General features: G+C 58.7%; 15 protein-coding genes, 1 pseudogene and 1 other annotated feature. Of the genes and pseudogenes, 14 read left to right on the top strand and 2 right to left on the bottom strand.

Annotated features, from left to right (window positions below; genetic code table 11):
- The first annotated feature begins 170 nt into the window (after nucleotides 1-170).
- The 10 genes from O9H32_RS24995 to O9H32_RS24950 all read left to right on the top strand — a co-directional run bounded on the left by O9H32_RS24995 (nucleotide 171) and on the right by O9H32_RS24950 (nucleotide 8,636).
- Nucleotides 171-986 carry an SDR family oxidoreductase gene (locus tag O9H32_RS24995; protein WP_269868845.1) on the top strand — a complete coding sequence of 272 codons (816 nt, stop codon included), beginning with the start codon at nucleotides 171-173 and terminating at the stop codon, nucleotides 984-986.
- 265 nt (nucleotides 987-1,251) lie between these two features.
- Nucleotides 1,252-1,647 carry a hypothetical protein gene (locus O9H32_RS24990; RefSeq protein WP_269868844.1) on the top strand — a complete coding sequence of 132 codons (396 nt, stop codon included), beginning with the start codon at nucleotides 1,252-1,254 and terminating at the stop codon, nucleotides 1,645-1,647.
- 261 nt (nucleotides 1,648-1,908) lie between these two features.
- Nucleotides 1,909-3,666 carry a glycoside hydrolase family 13 protein gene (locus O9H32_RS24985; protein WP_269868843.1) on the top strand — a complete coding sequence of 586 codons (1,758 nt, stop codon included), beginning with the start codon at nucleotides 1,909-1,911 and terminating at the stop codon, nucleotides 3,664-3,666.
- Between the two features lie 44 nt (nucleotides 3,667-3,710).
- Complete coding sequence (locus tag O9H32_RS24980) at nucleotides 3,711-4,880, top strand: iron-containing alcohol dehydrogenase (protein ID WP_269868842.1); 1,170 nt, start codon at nucleotides 3,711-3,713, stop codon at nucleotides 4,878-4,880.
- A gap of 250 nt (nucleotides 4,881-5,130) precedes the next feature.
- Nucleotides 5,131-6,342, top strand: coding sequence for an MFS transporter (locus O9H32_RS24975; protein WP_269868841.1), 1,212 nt, complete (start codon nucleotides 5,131-5,133; stop codon nucleotides 6,340-6,342).
- A 73-nt stretch (nucleotides 6,343-6,415) separates the two neighbouring features.
- Nucleotides 6,416-6,727 carry a hypothetical protein gene (locus O9H32_RS24970; RefSeq protein ID WP_269868840.1) on the top strand — a complete coding sequence of 104 codons (312 nt, stop codon included), beginning with the start codon at nucleotides 6,416-6,418 and terminating at the stop codon, nucleotides 6,725-6,727.
- A 155-nt stretch (nucleotides 6,728-6,882) separates the two neighbouring features.
- Entirely contained in the window at nucleotides 6,883-7,143 is a 261-nt protein-coding gene (locus O9H32_RS24965; RefSeq protein WP_269868839.1) for a TetR/AcrR family transcriptional regulator, read from the top strand.
- A 24-nt stretch (nucleotides 7,144-7,167) separates the two neighbouring features.
- Nucleotides 7,168-7,488 (top strand): hypothetical protein, encoded by a 321-nt coding sequence (locus tag O9H32_RS24960; protein WP_269868838.1) that lies wholly within the window; start codon nucleotides 7,168-7,170, stop codon nucleotides 7,486-7,488.
- Between the two features lie 230 nt (nucleotides 7,489-7,718).
- A complete protein-coding gene (locus O9H32_RS24955; protein WP_269868837.1) occupies nucleotides 7,719-8,147 on the top strand; it encodes an HIT family protein in 429 nt (142 codons plus the stop codon).
- Between the two features lie 69 nt (nucleotides 8,148-8,216).
- Nucleotides 8,217-8,636: a GNAT family N-acetyltransferase gene (locus tag O9H32_RS24950; protein ID WP_269868836.1), complete on the top strand. Its 420-nt coding sequence runs from the start codon at nucleotides 8,217-8,219 to the stop codon at nucleotides 8,634-8,636.
- Nucleotides 8,637-8,847: 211 nt separating this feature from the next.
- On the opposite strand, the gene O9H32_RS24945 is transcribed toward O9H32_RS24950, so the two are convergent.
- Entirely contained in the window at nucleotides 8,848-9,819 is a 972-nt protein-coding gene (locus O9H32_RS24945; protein WP_269868886.1) for an N-acetylglucosamine kinase, read from the bottom strand.
- 287 nt (nucleotides 9,820-10,106) lie between these two features.
- Between O9H32_RS24945 and O9H32_RS24940 the strand changes: the two genes are divergently transcribed.
- The 3 genes and pseudogenes from O9H32_RS24940 (at nucleotide 10,107) to O9H32_RS24930 (ending at nucleotide 13,123) form a co-directional block, all read left to right on the top strand.
- A complete protein-coding gene (locus O9H32_RS24940) occupies nucleotides 10,107-10,571 on the top strand; it encodes a tripartite tricarboxylate transporter TctB family protein (RefSeq protein WP_269868835.1) in 465 nt (154 codons plus the stop codon).
- A 16-nt stretch (nucleotides 10,572-10,587) separates the two neighbouring features.
- Nucleotides 10,588-12,104 (top strand): annotated as a pseudogene (locus O9H32_RS24935) (tripartite tricarboxylate transporter permease).
- 11 nt (nucleotides 12,105-12,115) lie between these two features.
- Nucleotides 12,116-13,123 (top strand): tripartite tricarboxylate transporter substrate binding protein, encoded by a 1,008-nt coding sequence (locus tag O9H32_RS24930; protein ID WP_269868834.1) that lies wholly within the window; start codon nucleotides 12,116-12,118, stop codon nucleotides 13,121-13,123.
- A 104-nt stretch (nucleotides 13,124-13,227) separates the two neighbouring features.
- On the opposite strand, the gene O9H32_RS24925 is transcribed toward O9H32_RS24930, so the two are convergent.
- The gene (locus O9H32_RS24925; protein WP_269868833.1) at nucleotides 13,228-14,403 is read right to left on the bottom strand and encodes an aminotransferase class I/II-fold pyridoxal phosphate-dependent enzyme; all 1,176 of its coding nucleotides are present in this window, start codon (nucleotides 14,401-14,403) and stop codon (nucleotides 13,228-13,230) included.
- 87 nt (nucleotides 14,404-14,490) lie between these two features.
- Nucleotides 14,491-14,704 (bottom strand) — a binding site (T-box leader).
- Between the two features lie 220 nt (nucleotides 14,705-14,924).
- On the opposite strand from O9H32_RS24925, the gene O9H32_RS24920 reads away from it, so the two are divergent.
- The gene (locus tag O9H32_RS24920; RefSeq protein WP_269868832.1) at nucleotides 14,925-16,211 is read left to right on the top strand and encodes a valine--pyruvate transaminase; all 1,287 of its coding nucleotides are present in this window, start codon (nucleotides 14,925-14,927) and stop codon (nucleotides 16,209-16,211) included.
- The last annotated feature ends 136 nt before the right edge of the window (nucleotides 16,212-16,347 follow it).

Genomic DNA, 16,347 nt, shown 5'->3' with positions numbered 1-16,347 from the left:
CTTCGTATTGTAGCATAATCCCAAGACGAACTGAAGTCCCGCCGAACGCTTCCTTGCTCTCTTGCTTGCGCAGGATCCTATTGTCACATATTCTTCGAAGCTTTCGGCAAAATAATCCGGTACAAGGGAGCATTCATAGAACATTCAATGAAAAAAGGGAGCGATATCGCATGAGTACGCAGACCATCGAAGTGCCGGGGCTATTGCTGCCGGACTTGAAAGATAAAGTGGCGGTTGTCACCGGCGCGGGCTCCGGGATCGGCCGGGCGGCTGCACTGGAGCTGGGGCGCCAGGGCGCCAAGATCGTGCTGGTGGACCTTCAGGACAGCCGCAGGGAGCAGGTCAAGGCGGAGCTTCTCGCGATGAAAGCGGAGGCGGTGACGCTCGATGCCGATACCTCGGATCCAATCCGGATGCAGTGGGCGATGGATGAAGCGGCGAAGGCCTGGGGCCGGCTCGACATCGTGTTCGCCAACGCGGGCATCAATGGCGTGCTGGCGCCAATCGAAGACATGCGCCCGGAGGACTGGGACCACACGCTATTCGTCAATCTGAAGGGCACGTTCCACAGCGTCAAATATGCGATTCCCCACATGAAGGAGAAGGGGGGGAGCATCATCATCACTTCGTCCATCAACGGCTCCCGGGTGTTCTCGAACTTCGGCATGTCCGCTTACAGCACTTCGAAGGCCGGACAGGTGGCCTTCGCCAAGATGGCGGCGCTGGAGCTGGCCCGCTACAAGATCCGCGTCAATGTGATCTGTCCCGGGGCCATCACGACCCATATCGGGGAGAATACGCATTCGACGCCCGAGTTGAGCAAGATCAAGATTCCGGTGCAGTATCCCGAAGGAAGCATGCCGCTCGAACACGGTCCGGGCAAGCCGGAGCAGGTCGGCGAGCTGGTCGCCTTCCTCGCATCGGGGGCATCGTCGCATATCACGGGCACCGAGCTGTTCATCGACGGGGCGGAATCGCTGCTCTGACCGGCTCCGAAAGTCAGCTTGTTATGGGGGAGTCGGACCGGTAGAGCTTCGCGGGAGTTGCTAAGCCAGGCTGCCGGACGCCTGCAGCCTGCAAAACAGCTCCTGCTTGTGGCAGCTTTGCAGGAAGCTTTGCAGGCAGCTCAGCGGCAGTGGCGAAGTTCCGGCAATCCGTGGTATGCTCTTTTCAAGGTCCGGCCGGGCTGTCCATGCGTGACTCGCGAACCAGCCTTTCGCCCGGGACTTGCCAAGGGGGAGGGATCACACAATGAATGACGATTTTATCGGGATCAAATCGCTGCAGGGTGAGCTGAAACTTTCCCATAAGAAAAGAAACTTTGGATTGACGGTTTCGACCCAGGAGCTTGTTTACCAGAAGCCCCATGCCAATTTTTATATCAAGCTTCAGGATATTATCTCGATCACCCCGTTCGAGCTGCCGGTCGGCTCCAGGCCGATGCGTCTGAGCGCAAGCTCCTCGACGGCAAGCGAGACGATCCATATGCAGGACGGACTGCCGCACTACCGCCTCTACGTCAAAGAAGCCGCCGTGCACAACCGCAGCGGGATCTTTACGCTCGGAGCGACACAGTTTATCCTGCCGATCCACGTAGACTTGCTCCGCGCGATCTCCAGGTACGGCGGGATGGAGGCCTTCGAGTGATCCGCCGGTCCCGGAGCAAGGGAGCGACCCTGCAGCGTGCAGCCGTACGCCGCGGGGTGTTTTTATAGAGAGATTGTTCATTATTAAGAACAATCAAACTTCCATAACGTCAGGCTGGAGTCCTTGCGGCACGGCGACCAGGGAATAGATAACAATTTCCGACACCCTTTTGGTCAATCTTGTCGGTGTTCGGCCAGGCGCCGGGGGATTACCATGATACATACATCAACATTCCATATGAATCCGAAGGAGTCCTTATAGATGACAACCCCCTGGTGGAAAGAAAGCATCGTATATCAAATTTACCCGCGCAGCTTCATGGACGGGAACGGAGACGGGATCGGCGATCTCCGCGGCATCCTCTCGAAGCTCGATTATCTGAAGGGTCTCGGTGCGGACGTGCTGTGGATCTGCCCGATCTACAAATCGCCGAACGACGACAACGGCTACGATATCAGCGACTACTGCGATATTATGGAAGAGTTCGGCACGATGGCCGAGTTCGACGAACTGCTTGCCGCGGCGCACAAGCGCGGCATCAAGATCATCATGGATTTGGTCATCAACCATACGTCTGACGAGCATCCTTGGTTCGTCGAATCCCGCAGCTCCAAGGAGAATCCAAAGCGCGATTATTACATCTGGAGACCGCCGGGCAAGACCGGCGAAGAGCCGAACAACTGGGAATCGATCTTCGGCGGCTCTGCCTGGCAGCTCGACGAATCGACGGGCGAGTACTACATGCACCTGTTCTCGACCCGGCAGCCGGACCTGAACTGGGAGAATGGGGATGTGCGCCGCGGTCTCTACGACATGATCAACTGGTGGCTCGACAAAGGGATCGACGGCTTCCGGGTCGACGCGATCACGCACATCAAGAAGATCCAGGCGCTGCCTGATCTGCCGAATCCGCTAGGCAAGAAGTACGTCGCTTCGTGGGACGGCCACCGCAACCGTGAAGGGATTCTCGATTATCTCCGCGAGCTGCGGGACGAGACCTTCGCGAAGTATGATATCATGACCGTTGGCGAAGCGAACGGAGTAGAACTCGAGCAGGCGGAGGACTTCGTGGGCGAGAAGAACGGCGTGTTCAACATGATCTTCCAGTTTGAGCACATGTCGGTGGACCACGGGGCAGGCGGCAAGTGGGATTACAACCCGGACTGGAAGCTTAGCGACCTGAAAGCGATCCTGAGCAAATGGCAGAAGGGACTCGAGGGCCGCGGCTGGAATGCGCTGTTCCTTGAGAATCATGACGTGCCGCGGTCCGTGTCGCGTTTTGCGGATGACAAGGAGCACCATGCAGCTTCGGCGAAGATGCTGGCGACATGCTACATGCTGATGCAGGGTACGCCATACATCTACCAGGGCCAGGAGATCGGCATGACGAACGTCAGCTTCGCGTCGATTAGTGACTACCGCGACGTGGAGATCATGAACCTGCACCGGGACGCTTCCGCCGAAGGCTGGAGCGAAGAGCGGATCCTGGCTGCGGTCGAAGCGCAGGGACGGGACAACGCCCGGACGCCGATGCAGTGGGATGCATCCAGCAATGCCGGGTTCACAAGCGGCGAGCCGTGGATGGGCGTCAATCCGAATTATACGGAGATCAACGTCGAGAAGCAGATCGGCGATCCGGATTCGATCCTGAATCACTACCGGCGCCTGATCTCGCTGCGCAAATCGTACCCGGTGGCCGTGCATGGCACCTACGAGCTGCTCCTGCCGGAAGACGAGCGGATCTATGCATACCTGCGGCGCCAGGGCGATGAGGCGCTGCTCGTGGTCTGCAGCTTCTCCGGGCTGATTACCGCAAGCCCCATGCCCGAAGAGCTTGTGGGCTGCAAGGCGGAGCTGCTCATGGGCAGCGGCAATCCGGCGGCCGAGCTCGCGGACAACGGGGTGCTTCCGGCGGCGCTGCCGCTGCAGCCATACGAGTCCCGGGTATACTTACTTACCTTGACGAAAGCTGCTCACCCTATTTTCAGTCATTCTCAATCTTCCCCGGGCAAGGTATAATGGGTCCTGTATCCATTTGACCTAACCCAAGGAGGAACTCCGCAATGAACTCTTTTACATTCGTGAACCCGACCCGGATTCTCTTCGGCGAAGGCAGCTTCGATAAACTCGGCGAGCAGGTGGCGGCGCTGGGCGCACGTACCGTGCTCCTTGTATATGGCGGCGGCAGCATCAAAAGGAGCGGTCTCTACGACCGTGTCCTCACCCAGCTGGGGCAGGCCGGCGCCCGTGCCGTCGAGCTGCCCGGCGTGGAGCCGAATCCCCGCGTAACTACCGTGCGCAAGGGGATCGAGCTCGCCCGGGCCGAAGGCGTGGACCTGATCCTCGCTGTCGGCGGCGGCAGCGTGCTCGACGCCGCGAAGGCGGTTGCCGTAGGCGTGCCGTACGAAGGGGACGTGTGGGACTTCATGATGCGCAAGGCGGAGATCAAGAGCGCCCTGCCGCTCGGTACCGTGCTGACGCTCTCGGCCACCGGCTCCGAGATGAACGGCAACTCGGTGATCACGAACTGGGAAGAGAATCTCAAGAAATCGTTCGGCAGCATCCATGCGTATCCGAAGTTCTCAATTCTCGACCCGACCCTGACTTACTCGGTGCCGCGCGACCAGACGGTGAACGGCATCGTCGACACGATGTCCCACGTGTTCGAGCAGTACTTCTCTCCGACGCAGGACACGCCGCTGCAGGAGCGCTTCTGCGAAGGCGTGCTGCAGACGGTCATCGAGAACGGCGAGAAGGCGCTGGCGAACCCGGAAGACTACACCGCCCGCGCCAACCTCATGCTGAGCAGCACGTTCGCGCTGAACGGCGGACTGATCTCCGTCGGGATGCAGAACGACTGGGCCACGCACATGATCGAGCATGAAGTCAGCGCGATCTACGATATTGCGCATGCGGCCGGCCTCGCCATCCTGTTCCCGAACTGGATGAAGTACGTGTACAGCGAGCGCATCGACCGCTTCGTCCAGTATGCGGTCCGGGTATGGAACGTGGACCCGGCCGGCAAGTCGGACGAGGAAGTGGCCCTCGCCGGCATCGAGGCGACGCGGGAATACTTCAGCCGCATCGGGGCGCCGGCACGTCTCGCCGATCTCGGGATCGGCGAGAAGGACGTCGACCGCATGGCGGAGGAGACGGTCCGCTTCGGCCCGGTCGGCGGTTTCAAGCCGCTCGGCCAGGAAGACGTGAAGGCGATTCTGCGCCTGAGCTTGTAAGGGGAATAGCCGCAGGCAGCCGGTACGATAGGCAGGCCTCCGGTACGGACGAAATAGCGATGGCCTCCATCGCTATTTCGTTTTGTTTGAACATATAGAATGTATATCTCCATGTGAGCTCGATCCTGTCTTCTTGTATTTCTTATCAACGCGGATCGTCCTTAAAGGAAGGCGAAGCTGTTTATCACGGGATGGCCGAACGTTGGACTACAGCAGTGCAGCATGAGGAACAAAGGAGGGAGGCGCAGTTATGAAGAGGGGCGCGCCGGAGAGACTCAATCATCTGATTTTTGTAGGCGTGACGCTGCTCTACTGGTGTTCGCTCTATGTGTACGTCCCGATCCTGTCCCCTTACCTGGAGCATCTCGGCGCTTCTTACACGATGGCGGGCATCGTGCTCGGCAGCTACGGGCTGACGCAGATCGTGCTGCGGCTGCCCCTTGGAATCGCGTCGGACCGGATGAAGCTGCGCAAGCCCTACATCCTGCTCGGGATGCTCGCAACGGCGCTCAGCTGTCTGTGCTTCGCCCTCGGGGAACAGCTTGCCTGGGCGCTCGCCGGCCGCGTTCTCTCCGGGATAGCGGCCTCGACCTGGGTGGCGTTCACCGTCATGTACGCGGGGCTCTACCGCTCCGGTGAGGCGACGCGGGCGATGGGCACGATCTCGCTGCTCACCGCCGGCGGGCAGCTCTCCGGCATGATCCTGAGCGGGTATCTGCTTCAGGCGGGCGGCTGGCAGGCTGCCTTCTGGACCGGGGCAGTCATCGGCCTCGCGGGGTTCCTGCTAGCGCTGCTGCTGAAGGAGCCGCAGGGCGGTACCGACCGGAAGCCGATGCGGTACGGCGATCTGCTGCCCGTGATGAAAGACGGGCTGCTGTGGCGTGTGGCGACTCTGTCAATCCTGGCTCACGGCGTCCTGTTCATTACGATGTTCGGGTTCACGCCGTCGTATGCGCTGCAGCTCGGAGCCGATGAGACGGGGCTCACGCTGCTTGTGGCCGCCTTCATGGTGCCGCATGCCGTCAGTTCCTATATGACGGGGCGGGTATTCGCGCCGAAGCTGGGCTCATGGAACGTCGTGCTCGCCGGCTTCCTCATCTCCGCGCTGTGCTCGGCGGCCACGTCGGTCGTGCCCACCTTGGGGCTGCTCCTGCTGAGCCAGGCGCTCAACGGCTTCTTCCAGGGACTGCACTTCCCGCTGCTGCTCGGGTTGTCCATCGAGCATATCGATGAGCGCAAACGGGCGACCGCCATGGGCTTCTATCAAGCTGTCTATGCGGTAGGGATGTTCGCCGGGCCCTTCGTCGCCGGTGCGCTGAACGAATGGAGCGGGCTGAAGAGCGGCTTCTATCTGGCGGGTATCCTGGGAGCGGCAGCGGCAGGGCTCACAGTGCTGTGGTTCAAAAGACAGCGGATGGAAGAGACGGGTATCTTGCCGAAGGGCCGGACGGAGAACCTATAATGCTTCTGCCGGGCATCCGGGTGACTCATGGACTGCGGAAACGGGTAAAGTAGGGAGAATCTAACAAAATGAGGTGATTCTTCTGTACGTGATCCTGCTTGTCATTTCGCTGGCCGTCCCGGCGTTGATGCTGGCCCTTCATTGTTTTGTTCCGAAGACCCGATTCTGGTACGGTGCGGCAGCCTTGGTCAGCATGTATGTGTTCGGGCTGGTGGCAGCCGATGCTGTTGCGGGGATCCTGCTCAGGGGAACGGTGATGATGACGGAGGTGCACCGGATCTTCTACAACCCGCTGTTCCTCGCGGCCGGAGCGTATCTAGGGCTGTATGGCTTCTATCGGGGCTGGATCGGTCTCCTCCGGCACAGCGGTCGGTGGAGCGGCTAGCCGGCCGGCACCGGGATTTCATACCCGGCAGCAGTGAGGGGCATGCGATTGGTCCATGGCATGCTGCGTCACCGCCTTCTTAGGCACCCTATTGTTCCATCCCCGTATAGAGTCAGTGCGAACCCGCGGCAGCGCGGGTTTTTGCCGTGGAAAGGGTGGCCGTTGATGAGGAGGATGAACTAGACTTTGGCGTTAATCGAATGATTGTTTATTATAGGATTATGAGACATAAAGACGAAAATAAAAATGAAGCCATTTTTAAAGCGACGATTCAACTCTTGAATGAGATTGGCTTTTCTGATATTTCAATGTCAAAAATCGCTAAACGAGCTCATGTATCGCCATCAACGATTTACGTATATTTTGAAAATAAGGAAGATATGTTAAGCAAACTGTATTCGAATGGTAAACAATAACTAAGTACTCGGGTGCTGGCTGGAATGGAGGATTCCATGCCGGTGAAGACCGCATTCGAGCTGGTGATTCGAAACCAAATTGATTTCATTTTTAACCATAAAGATGAATTTCTGTTTCTTGAACAATTTAGTAATTCACCGCTTATTCAAAATTTGTGTCTTGAGGATCATAGCTGGAGGTTCCAACCTTTGTTTGAGCTGCTCAATAGGGGCAAAGAACAACAACTGATAAAACATTGCGATCCGATGCTGCTTTTAGTCCTAATTAGTGCACCCATTACAGGGCTTGCTAAGCTGCATTTTAATGGCGAGTTTGAACTGAACGAAAAAATATCCGTGATTTGATCCAAACGATTTGGGATGCTATTAGAGCCTAGCGTATCCCATTTCTTATTGGTCATTCATAAACGAACGTTCGGTTAATGCGTTGAATGAACGCTTGGAATGTTGGTGGAGAGTTGAATCCTAACGGAGCAGCTGCTGAGGTCGACTTGATCAATAAAGCCTTCCCCCTCCGGACTTGGATGTAATATGTTACAATGGACGGTATTCTTGTATTGAAGGGGGATGGAGGAGTGGAAGCATACCTGCCCGCATGCCTGGGCTGCCGGCTAGCCAATGGAGGGGAGCCGGCCGAAGTCGTCTATGAGGACGAGCAGGTCACCTGCCTGCTCGACATTGCCCCGCTGCATGGCGGACATGTGCTGATTCTGCCCAAGGCGCACGCGCTGGATCTCGATGAATTGGAGCAAGCCGCCCTGCTGGCGGTCGCCGGAGCGTCCGTCCGGATCGCCAAGGCGCTCAAGGCGGCATACGCGCCGGACGGCATAACCACGATGAGTAACGGAGGCATCTTCAACGACTTGGGGCACGTTCATCTGCATGTGTTCCCCCGCTACGAAGGCGATGAGTTCGGTTGGAGGGAGCCTTCGCGGCCCCGGGGAACGGAGCTCTCTGCCCCTAAGATCCGGGAGAGACTCGCCGAAGCGATCTCGGTCTTATGAGACGCGGCACTTCTTTATCTGCTCCGTATGCATCCCCTATTTGATAACATCAGCAAAGGAGAACGAACCATGTTCATTGATCTCAAAGCGCGCTTACACGAAGAAGACCTGCAGGAATTGTTATCCTACTCGATGTTCCCGGATCCGGAGGCGATCGATGCCCAGCTCGAGAAGTACCGCGAGGACCCGGCATGGGAGCTGTACGGACTTGAGGAGGAAGGGACGGTGGTGGCCGTCATCGGCTTCACGGAGGAAGAGAACCGGATGGTTCACATCCGGCATCTGAGCGTTCACCCGGAATTCCGCCGGATCGGCTACGGGCGGGGAATTATTCTCGAACTGCTTCAAGAGCGCAAGCCCTCCGGCCTCCGCGCCGAAACGGACGAGGAAACGGTGGATTTTTACCGGAACAACGGATTCTCCGTCGTCTCGCTTGGCGAAACATACCCCGGCGTGGAGCGGTTTGCCTGTACGTATGACGCGGAATAACGGAGGATAGGCCCCTTCGTCCCATACGAGCTGAAGGCAAGCCGGCTGGCCGGCTTCGTCTCCTACAGAGGCTAAGCCGCCGAGGGCTGTAGGGGAGGGAGCGGAGCCGGGAAGCGGGGTTAGCGATCATCCCGCTGGGCTTCCCGATCCATGGGGCTCCCCCGAATGCCAGCCGGGCGCCGCCTCTACGCGATGGTCTGCGGGCCAAGCTCTATAGGGCTGCTGTAGGAGTAAAGCAGGATGCGGCGAGATTGGCCTTCACGGCCGGCGTCACGGGGATGCCGGCTTCTTGAAGCGCCAGCAGTACGGCTCCGGCGGCGGGGCTGCACTCGGGCTCGACCAGCGTCAATCGGCGGTACGTTCCGGAGGACAGCCCTTGGCTCAGCTGATCGCTGAAGTACGCGCTGCGAGCCACGCTGCCTATGCAGGCGACGCTTACCTCCGACTGCTCGAAGTAAGCAGAGAGCAGGTGGATGCCGGTGCGGATCTCCCGGATCGCCCTGGAGCAGACCTGCCGGGCCAAGGGGCTTCCGGCCAGGGCCGCACCGGTGACGGCGGGAGCAAAATCGCCGAAATGCCGGTTGCGTGTCCGGGCATCCGGATGAAAGCCGTGCCGGGCCTTCTCCTGCAGCTCCCTCAGGGACGACACGTCCCAATGGGAGAGCATCAGAGAGGCCAGCGCCCGATCCTCCGGGTGGCTCTCGTCCAGGAAGCCGGCCAGCACGTCATAGACGGCATCGTAGGACAAGAGGCGTGCCGCGCTCCGGGCATAATGATGGAGATCGTAATTGCGGATCGTCTCGCCTTGCTCCGTAACGGCCAAGAGGATGGATCCCGTACCGGCAATCACCATGATGCCGGGCTTGGAACCGAAGGCGCCGATATGGGCGACGATGGCGTCATTGACATGCTTCTTGGGACAGTGAAGCCCGTCTGCATCGGTAAGCCGGCAGACCCACTCCAGATCTTCTTCCGCATCGTAGCCGGCGATTCCGGCTGCGAGTGAGAGCACCTGCGCCGGATCGGCATCGGCCGCTGCCAACGCTTCGCGCACTGCTTCCTGCACATGCTGGGCGGCCCGCATATCTTTGTAGATCGAAGCGGCGCCTTTCTCCACATAAGAGAGGACGTGACCGTCCAAATCCGCGACGATGACCCGGGTGCGGGTGCCTCCTCCATCCATTCCTATCACAACTTGCTGAGAGCGCTGCGGCATGTTTTTCCTCCATTCGGCATGTCTTTTCCCCCATTATACACGGGGGCAGCTTCCCAATATATGGGACAAATGAAGGGGTTATTGTGGTTACCCATAGAGGCACGGTGCTTTCGGGCACAGTGTCTTTTTTTCTTTGCCCTTGGCTTTCCCCTAACGTGTTCCTCGCGTTCTCTGGAACCCCTCGGGGCATACGCCCATATACTGATTCCACAATCCCCCTGCTTCCGGCAAGGGGCGGATGTGGAGGGATGCTTATGAAGCGGCTCTTGCGCTGGGGGAATCAGCGTACGGGAGGATGGATCGCTATCGCCCTGGGCCTGGCAGCCGCCGTGGAAGCTGTACGGCTGTGGGCCTACCGGACGCAGCCTTGGGCGGGGGACCACCTGCTGCCGGGCCTGCTCGGCCTGTTCCTGGTCGTGCTCGGCTTCATCTTGCTGGCAGGGTCGGTCAAGGTGCAGGCGCCGGTGCATTTTCCCACCGGCACGCTGCGCAGAAGAATGGTCTACGTGTATGTGACGATGGTGCTCTATACACTGCTGCTCCCCTATGCGGGGTACCTGATCGGCACCTGGCTGGCAGGCCTGCTGCTCATGCGGTGGATGGGGCTATACCGGTGGGGGTTCTGCACAGCCGTGTCGGCCGCCGTGACCGCTTCGCTGTGGATCGTCTTCGTAGGCTGGCTGCAGATGAGCTTCCCGGCCGGTCTGCTCTCTTGGTGAGAAAGGAGGAAGCCGCATGGAATCCTGGAGTATGCTGTTCGGGGGCTTAGCCCAGGCTCTCACGCTGGAGAATCTGCTCATGGCGGCCATCGGGGCGCTGGTAGGCACCTTCGTCGGCGTGCTGCCCGGCCTCGGTCCGACCTCGGCCATTGCCATTCTGCTGCCGCTGACGACGGTGCTCGGTCCCACCCAGGGGATGATTATGCTGGCAGGCATCTATTACGGCGCGATGTACGGAGGATCGACTACCGCGATCCTGATGAATATCCCGGGGGAAGTGTCTTCGATTCCGACCTGCCTGGACGGTTATCCGCTGGCCCGCAAAGGCCGGGGCGGGCCTGCCTTGGGCATCGCAGCCATCGCTTCCTTCGCAGCGGGGACGGCGGCGCTGATCGGTCTGGTCGGCTTCGCGCCTTGGCTGGCGGACCGGGCTCTGGCGTTCGGGCCGCCCGAGTATACCGCGCTGATGTTCCTTGCGCTCACGCTCATCATCCAGCTCTCCGGCCGGTCGCTGGCCAAGGCGCTGACGATGGGGGCTGCGGGCTTCCTGCTGGCGGCCGTAGGCCTCGGTCCGATGACCGGCATGCCCCGGTTCGACTACGGCCTCACGGCGCTCACCGGCGGAATCGAGATGGTCAGCGTCATCATCGGGCTGTTCGCCGTGACCGAGGTGTTCAAGGGAATGGAAGAGCAGCGGGCGCAGATTACAAGCACCCGGCTCGGCCGGCTGTACCCAACCCGGTCGGAGCTGGTGCGCTGCACGCCTGCTTTTGTGCGCGGGGGCGTGATCGGCTTCGTGCTGGGGCTGCTTCCCGGCTGCTCGGCGGCCGTCTCCGCGTTCCTCGCCTATGATGTAGAGAAGAAAGTATCCGCTTCGCCGGAAGCGTTCGGCAAAGGGGCGATGGAAGGGGTAGCGGCGCCGGAGGCCGCGAACAATGCCACGAGCTCCGCGGGGTTCATCCCGCTCTTCTCGCTGGGCATTCCCTCCTCGCCGCCGCTTGCCGTATTATTGGCCGGACTGATGATCTATGGCCTGACGCCGGGGCCGATGCTGTTCGAGCAGAACGCAGCGGTCGTCTGGACGGTCATCGCCAGCATGTTCATCGGCAACGTGATGCTGCTCGTACTTAACCTGCCGCTGGTCGGGCTGTGGGCGAGACTGACCCGTATCCCCTACGGGATGATGGGACCGTTCATTCTGCTGCTGAGCACAATCGGGGCTTATACGCTTCGCAGCTCGCTATTTGATGTGGCCATAGCGCTGCTCTTCGGCGGACTCGGCTATGCGTTCCACAAGTTCCATTGGCCGGTGCTTCCCTTTATCCTTGGCTTCATTCTCGGTCCCTTGTTCGAGCAGTCCTTCCTGCAGTCGGTATCGCTGTCGGGCGGAAGCCTGATATTTTCCTGGAGCGGCCGCTGACGGCGGGGCTTCTGGCGGCGGCTATACTTCTGCTTGCCGTGTCGGTCCGGCTGAAGCGAAAAGCCCAGGAGCGGATCGATCAGGAGGCTGGAGAGTACCAAGACATCGCTTAAGTAAGGAGTGGGTGATCAAAGTGAGAATGGGATGGAAGACAGCGGCAGTGGGGGCGGCCGTATTGGGGGTACTGCTGTCCGCTTGTACTACTGGCGGCAGCCGGGCAGCCAAGACGTATCCGGCCAAGCAGATTGAATATATCGTACCGTTCTCGCCGGGAGGCGGAGTGGACCTCGTAGCGAGAGCGGTAGCGGAATATGCGGGCAAGGCGTGGGGGCAGCCGGTCGTCGTCGTGAACAAACCCGGCGGCGGCGGGGCGATCGGCGCCCAGGCGGCCCTGAAGCAGGCGCCGAAGGACGGGTATACCGTGCTTGCGGACAACAACTCGAGTACGTCGATGCTGACGGCCGGGCTCAGTTCCCCGCCAGTCGGAATGGCGGACCACCTGTTCGTGGCCCGCATCGTGGAAGATGCCGCCGTCTTTGCTGTCAGCGCGGATGCCCCGTGGAACGACTTCCGGTCGTTCTCCGACTGGGTAACAGCCCATCCGGACCAGCTGACATGGACCAGTGTGGGGCCGTCCGGCTTCTCCTCCTTCGCTGTGGCGGAGTGGATGAAGGTGATCGGAGCGGATTTTGCGAAGTCCAAGATGGTGGCGACCAAGGGGGCATCGGAGTCCGCTCCGATGATTGCGGGAGGCCATGCTGTACTGGCCGTGCATACGGTAGCGGAGTTGTACCCGCTGGCCAAGGCGGGCAAAATCAAGCTGCTCGCCGTCGTGTCCGACCGGCGCAGCCCCTTCGTGCCGGAAGTGCCTACGGCGGAGGAACAAGGAGTGAGGGGACTGTCGGTCCGGTGGTGGACCGGACTGTCGCTGCCTGCCGGCACGCCGGATGAGATCCGTGCCAAGTGGGAGGCCTTGATCGGAGAGATGGCCGGGGATCCCGTCTTTCAGCAGAAGCTGAAGGGCATGCAGATGGAAGCGGCCTACCAGGATTCCGCTGCTTTCACCGAGCGTGCCTCGAACGAGTCCAACTATCTGACCGATCTTGCCGCCAGATACGGCATCCGGAAGTGACGCTCGACAGGTAACGCGGGGGCCCGCTGCCAAGTGCAGCGGGCTTCTTGTTTGCGTGTTCCTGCAATGGGGTGAAGGCTGGGGGCTCTCCGGAGCGCAACGCGCTAGAAGGACTTGGAGGAAGCCGTCATAAATTTCCCAATCCGCTCAAGCGCCGTCAGAAGATTCTCCACAGAGGAAGCGTAGGAAATACGGATATGTCCCTCACCGCTTGCGCCCAGGGCATTGCCTGGAACCACAGCAACATGGGCTTCCTTCAGCAGCCGTTCAGCGAATTCCTCCGAGGTGAATCCCGTATGCTTGATGGAAGGAAAGAGATAGAATGCACCCTTGGGTTCAAAGCAGGGCAGCCCGATATCAGCCAGTTCCTTAAGTACTAACCTTCTGCGCTGGTTGTAGGATTCGACCATCACCGCGATGTCTTCCTGTCCCCGCCGCAGCGCGTCGATGGCAGCCTTCTGGGCCGTAATCGGTGCGCAAAGCATGGTGTACTGGTGAATCTTGGTCATGGCGGCGACGGCTTCCCGATTCCCGCATACATAGCCAAGCCGCCATCCGGTCATGGCATAGCCCTTGGAGAATCCGTTCAGCAGAATGGTATGCTCCTTCATACCGGGAAGGGAGGAGAAGCAGGTGTGCGTGCCTTCGTAGACCAGTTTATCGTACACCTCATCGGACAGTACAATGAGACCATGACGGCGGACAACGGACGCAATCCGCTCAAGCTCCTCACGGGTCATGATCGCTCCGGTGGGATTGCTCGGATAGTTGATGATGATCGCCTTCGTCCGGGGGGTTATCGCTGCTTCAACCTGTTCGGCGGACAGTTTGAACTCTTGCTCTGCAGTCAAGCGGATCGGTACAGGGACACCTCCGGCCATAAGGGTACAGGAGGCGTAGGACACATAGCATGGTTCCGGAATCAGAATTTCGTCGCCGGGGCATACAATGGCACGGAGAGCAAGATCCAGCGCTTCACTTGTGCCGACCGTAATCAACAGTTCATCCCTCGGCTCATACATCACCCCGTAGGACTGATGCAGGTGGGCGGCGATCTCCTCACGGAGCTCCAAGAGCCCTGCATTGGAGGTATACATCGTTTCTCCCTTAGCCAAGGATTGGCAGGCGGCATCCCGGATGAGGCGGGGGGTTACAAAGTCAGGCTCTCCAACGCCAAGCGAGATGATATCTTTCATCTCGGCGGCCAAGTCGAAGAACCGGCGTATGCCCGAAGGCGGTAAATGTAGGATAACGGGGGAGAGGAGTTTGTTCCAGTTCATGGACAAGCGGACCACCAGCTTTCTTAGATATACGATAGGCACTTGGACTAAGACAGGATAACAGAACGCAAAAAAGCCCTCATCCCTAAAAGGGACGAGAGCATGCTCACGCGGTACCACCCTAGTTGACTGAACGATTCAGCCCACTCGATCCCGTAACGGAGGATAACCGGCAATCTCCTACTATGATTCGGAGCGCAACTCAGGGATGGCTTTCGGGTAAGGCTGATTCCGGGCTCTCACCATCCCCGGTCGCTTTGTAATCATAGACCTTTCCTACTTTTCCCGTCTTCGTGTTTATCGGATTGAGGGAACTATATCATGGGCACAAAAGGATTGTCAATATTTACTTAAATGATAATATGTGGTACTTTTTCTACGGATACGAATTTTTGATAATGTATAATTTGATATCCGTGGACTTGATCTTTCTAGGTTACGCAGACCCGATCCTGGAGTGTTGCCGGCGGAGGGATCGAGCGTTTTCATTGATCAATTCACGGGTTATAAGGAGGCTTATGATGCCGGAAGTCCATCTTAGCAAGACTGGAGTCAAGATGTCCGAATTGACAGGTGTCCGCTCGATCATGAAGGACATCAAAGAAATTAGCGAGTCACAAACACCGAGAGAGTATATCGATGTCAGTGCAGGCAACCCTCTGATTCTGCCTGAAGTAGAGGCGCTGTGGCGCAAGTATGCAGGCGAACTCCTAGAAGGGCAGGAATTCGGCGGAATTATTGGACGCTATGGCTCCAGCCAAGGCTATGAGCCGTTTATCGATGCAATTGTCCACTGGTTCAATAAGGAATATGGGTGGGGATTGACGAAGAAGAATGTGCTTGTGACGCCGGGCAGCCAGACGCTGTATTTTATGGCGGCCAATGCTTTCTCCGGTCCGGACGGAAAGGGCAATGACCGGTCGCTGATCCTGCCGCTGTGTCCTGACTACACAGGCTACGGCGGTGTTGTGCTGTCCAAGCATGTGTTGAAATCGCTTAAGCCTACGCTGGATATCCAAGCAAGGCACCGCTTCAAGTACCGTCCGGATATCGATAACCTGTCCATCGACGAGTCGGTGGGTGCCGTCTTGTTCTCCCGGCCCTGCAATCCAAGCGGCAACCTGATGACCGAACAGGAAGTTAACCGCATCGTACAGCTGTGTGCGGAGCAGGATGTGCCGGTTCTGATTGATTCGGCCTACGCGCCGCCTTTCCCGGATATGGTATTCACGGATATGAAGCCCGTATGGCATGAGAATGTCATTCATTGTGTCAGTTTGTCGAAAGTTGGACTGCCAGGAGAGCGGGTCGGCGTCGCTATTGCCCATGAGAAATATATCCAGCTGCTGGAGGCTTTCCAGGCAAACATGAATATTCATTCTTCCCGGTTCGGTCAGGCGCTTGCGGCCCGGGCGATCATGTCGGGAGAACTGGCCGATATTTCTTCCAGGGTCATTAAGGAATTTTATCACAAGCGCTTCCGGGTGTGGGAATCCGCATTGGACAAGCTCATGCCGGACGATGTGCCATGGCATCTGCATGTTGGCGAGGGGTCCATCTTTGCCTGGATGTGGTTCAAGGATCTGCCTATCGCTGACGCGCAGTTGTATGTGGAGTTGAAGCAGGAGGGGCTGATCGTCGTGCCTGGCTCCACCTTCTTCCAAGGATTGCCAGAAAACTGGAGTCACGCGAATGAATGCATCCGGATCAGCCTGACGGCAAGCGAAGAAGAGCTGGAGCGCGGGGTAGCCATCCTAGCCAAGGTTATCGGGCGGGTATACCAGCAGGCGGGAATCTCGGCCGTCTAACGCTGCGATCTTCGTTAGGGAACGAAAAAAACTGGGTAATTCTGGATTTTATGAGAAACAGGCGGTCTGCTGAGCTAATAAAGCGGCCGCCTTCTTTGTTGTGTCCGGTGATGTGTTTTAAGTGACAATTCGTACT

This window comes from Paenibacillus caseinilyticus (assembly GCF_027533645.1).
GTDB classification, from domain to species: Bacteria; Bacillota; Bacilli; order Paenibacillales; family NBRC-103111; genus Paenibacillus_G; species Paenibacillus_G caseinilyticus.
The sequence above is the reverse complement of the archived record's forward strand: the minus strand, read 5'-3'. Positions and strand labels throughout refer to the sequence as shown.

Bases quoted from the DNA above. Each gene is read 5' to 3' on its own strand.
- O9H32_RS24985 (WP_269868843.1), top strand. From the start codon at position 1,909: ATGACAACCCCCTGGTGGAAAGAAAGCATCGTATATCAAATTTACCCG.
- O9H32_RS24925 (WP_269868833.1), bottom strand. From the start codon at position 14,403: ATGAACTGGAACAAACTCCTCTCCCCCGTTATCCTACATTTACCGCCT.
- O9H32_RS24920 (WP_269868832.1), top strand. From the start codon at position 14,925: ATGCCGGAAGTCCATCTTAGCAAGACTGGAGTCAAGATGTCCGAATTG.
- O9H32_RS24980 (WP_269868842.1), top strand. From the start codon at position 3,711: ATGAACTCTTTTACATTCGTGAACCCGACCCGGATTCTCTTCGGCGAA.
- O9H32_RS24945 (WP_269868886.1), bottom strand. From the start codon at position 9,819: ATGGATGGAGGAGGCACCCGCACCCGGGTCATCGTCGCGGATTTGGAC.
- O9H32_RS24950 (WP_269868836.1), top strand. From the start codon at position 8,217: ATGTTCATTGATCTCAAAGCGCGCTTACACGAAGAAGACCTGCAGGAA.
- O9H32_RS24990 (WP_269868844.1), top strand. From the start codon at position 1,252: ATGAATGACGATTTTATCGGGATCAAATCGCTGCAGGGTGAGCTGAAA.
- O9H32_RS24960 (WP_269868838.1), top strand. From the start codon at position 7,168: ATGGAGGATTCCATGCCGGTGAAGACCGCATTCGAGCTGGTGATTCGA.
- O9H32_RS24975 (WP_269868841.1), top strand. From the start codon at position 5,131: ATGAAGAGGGGCGCGCCGGAGAGACTCAATCATCTGATTTTTGTAGGC.
- O9H32_RS24940 (WP_269868835.1), top strand. From the start codon at position 10,107: ATGAAGCGGCTCTTGCGCTGGGGGAATCAGCGTACGGGAGGATGGATC.
- O9H32_RS24995 (WP_269868845.1), top strand. From the start codon at position 171: ATGAGTACGCAGACCATCGAAGTGCCGGGGCTATTGCTGCCGGACTTG.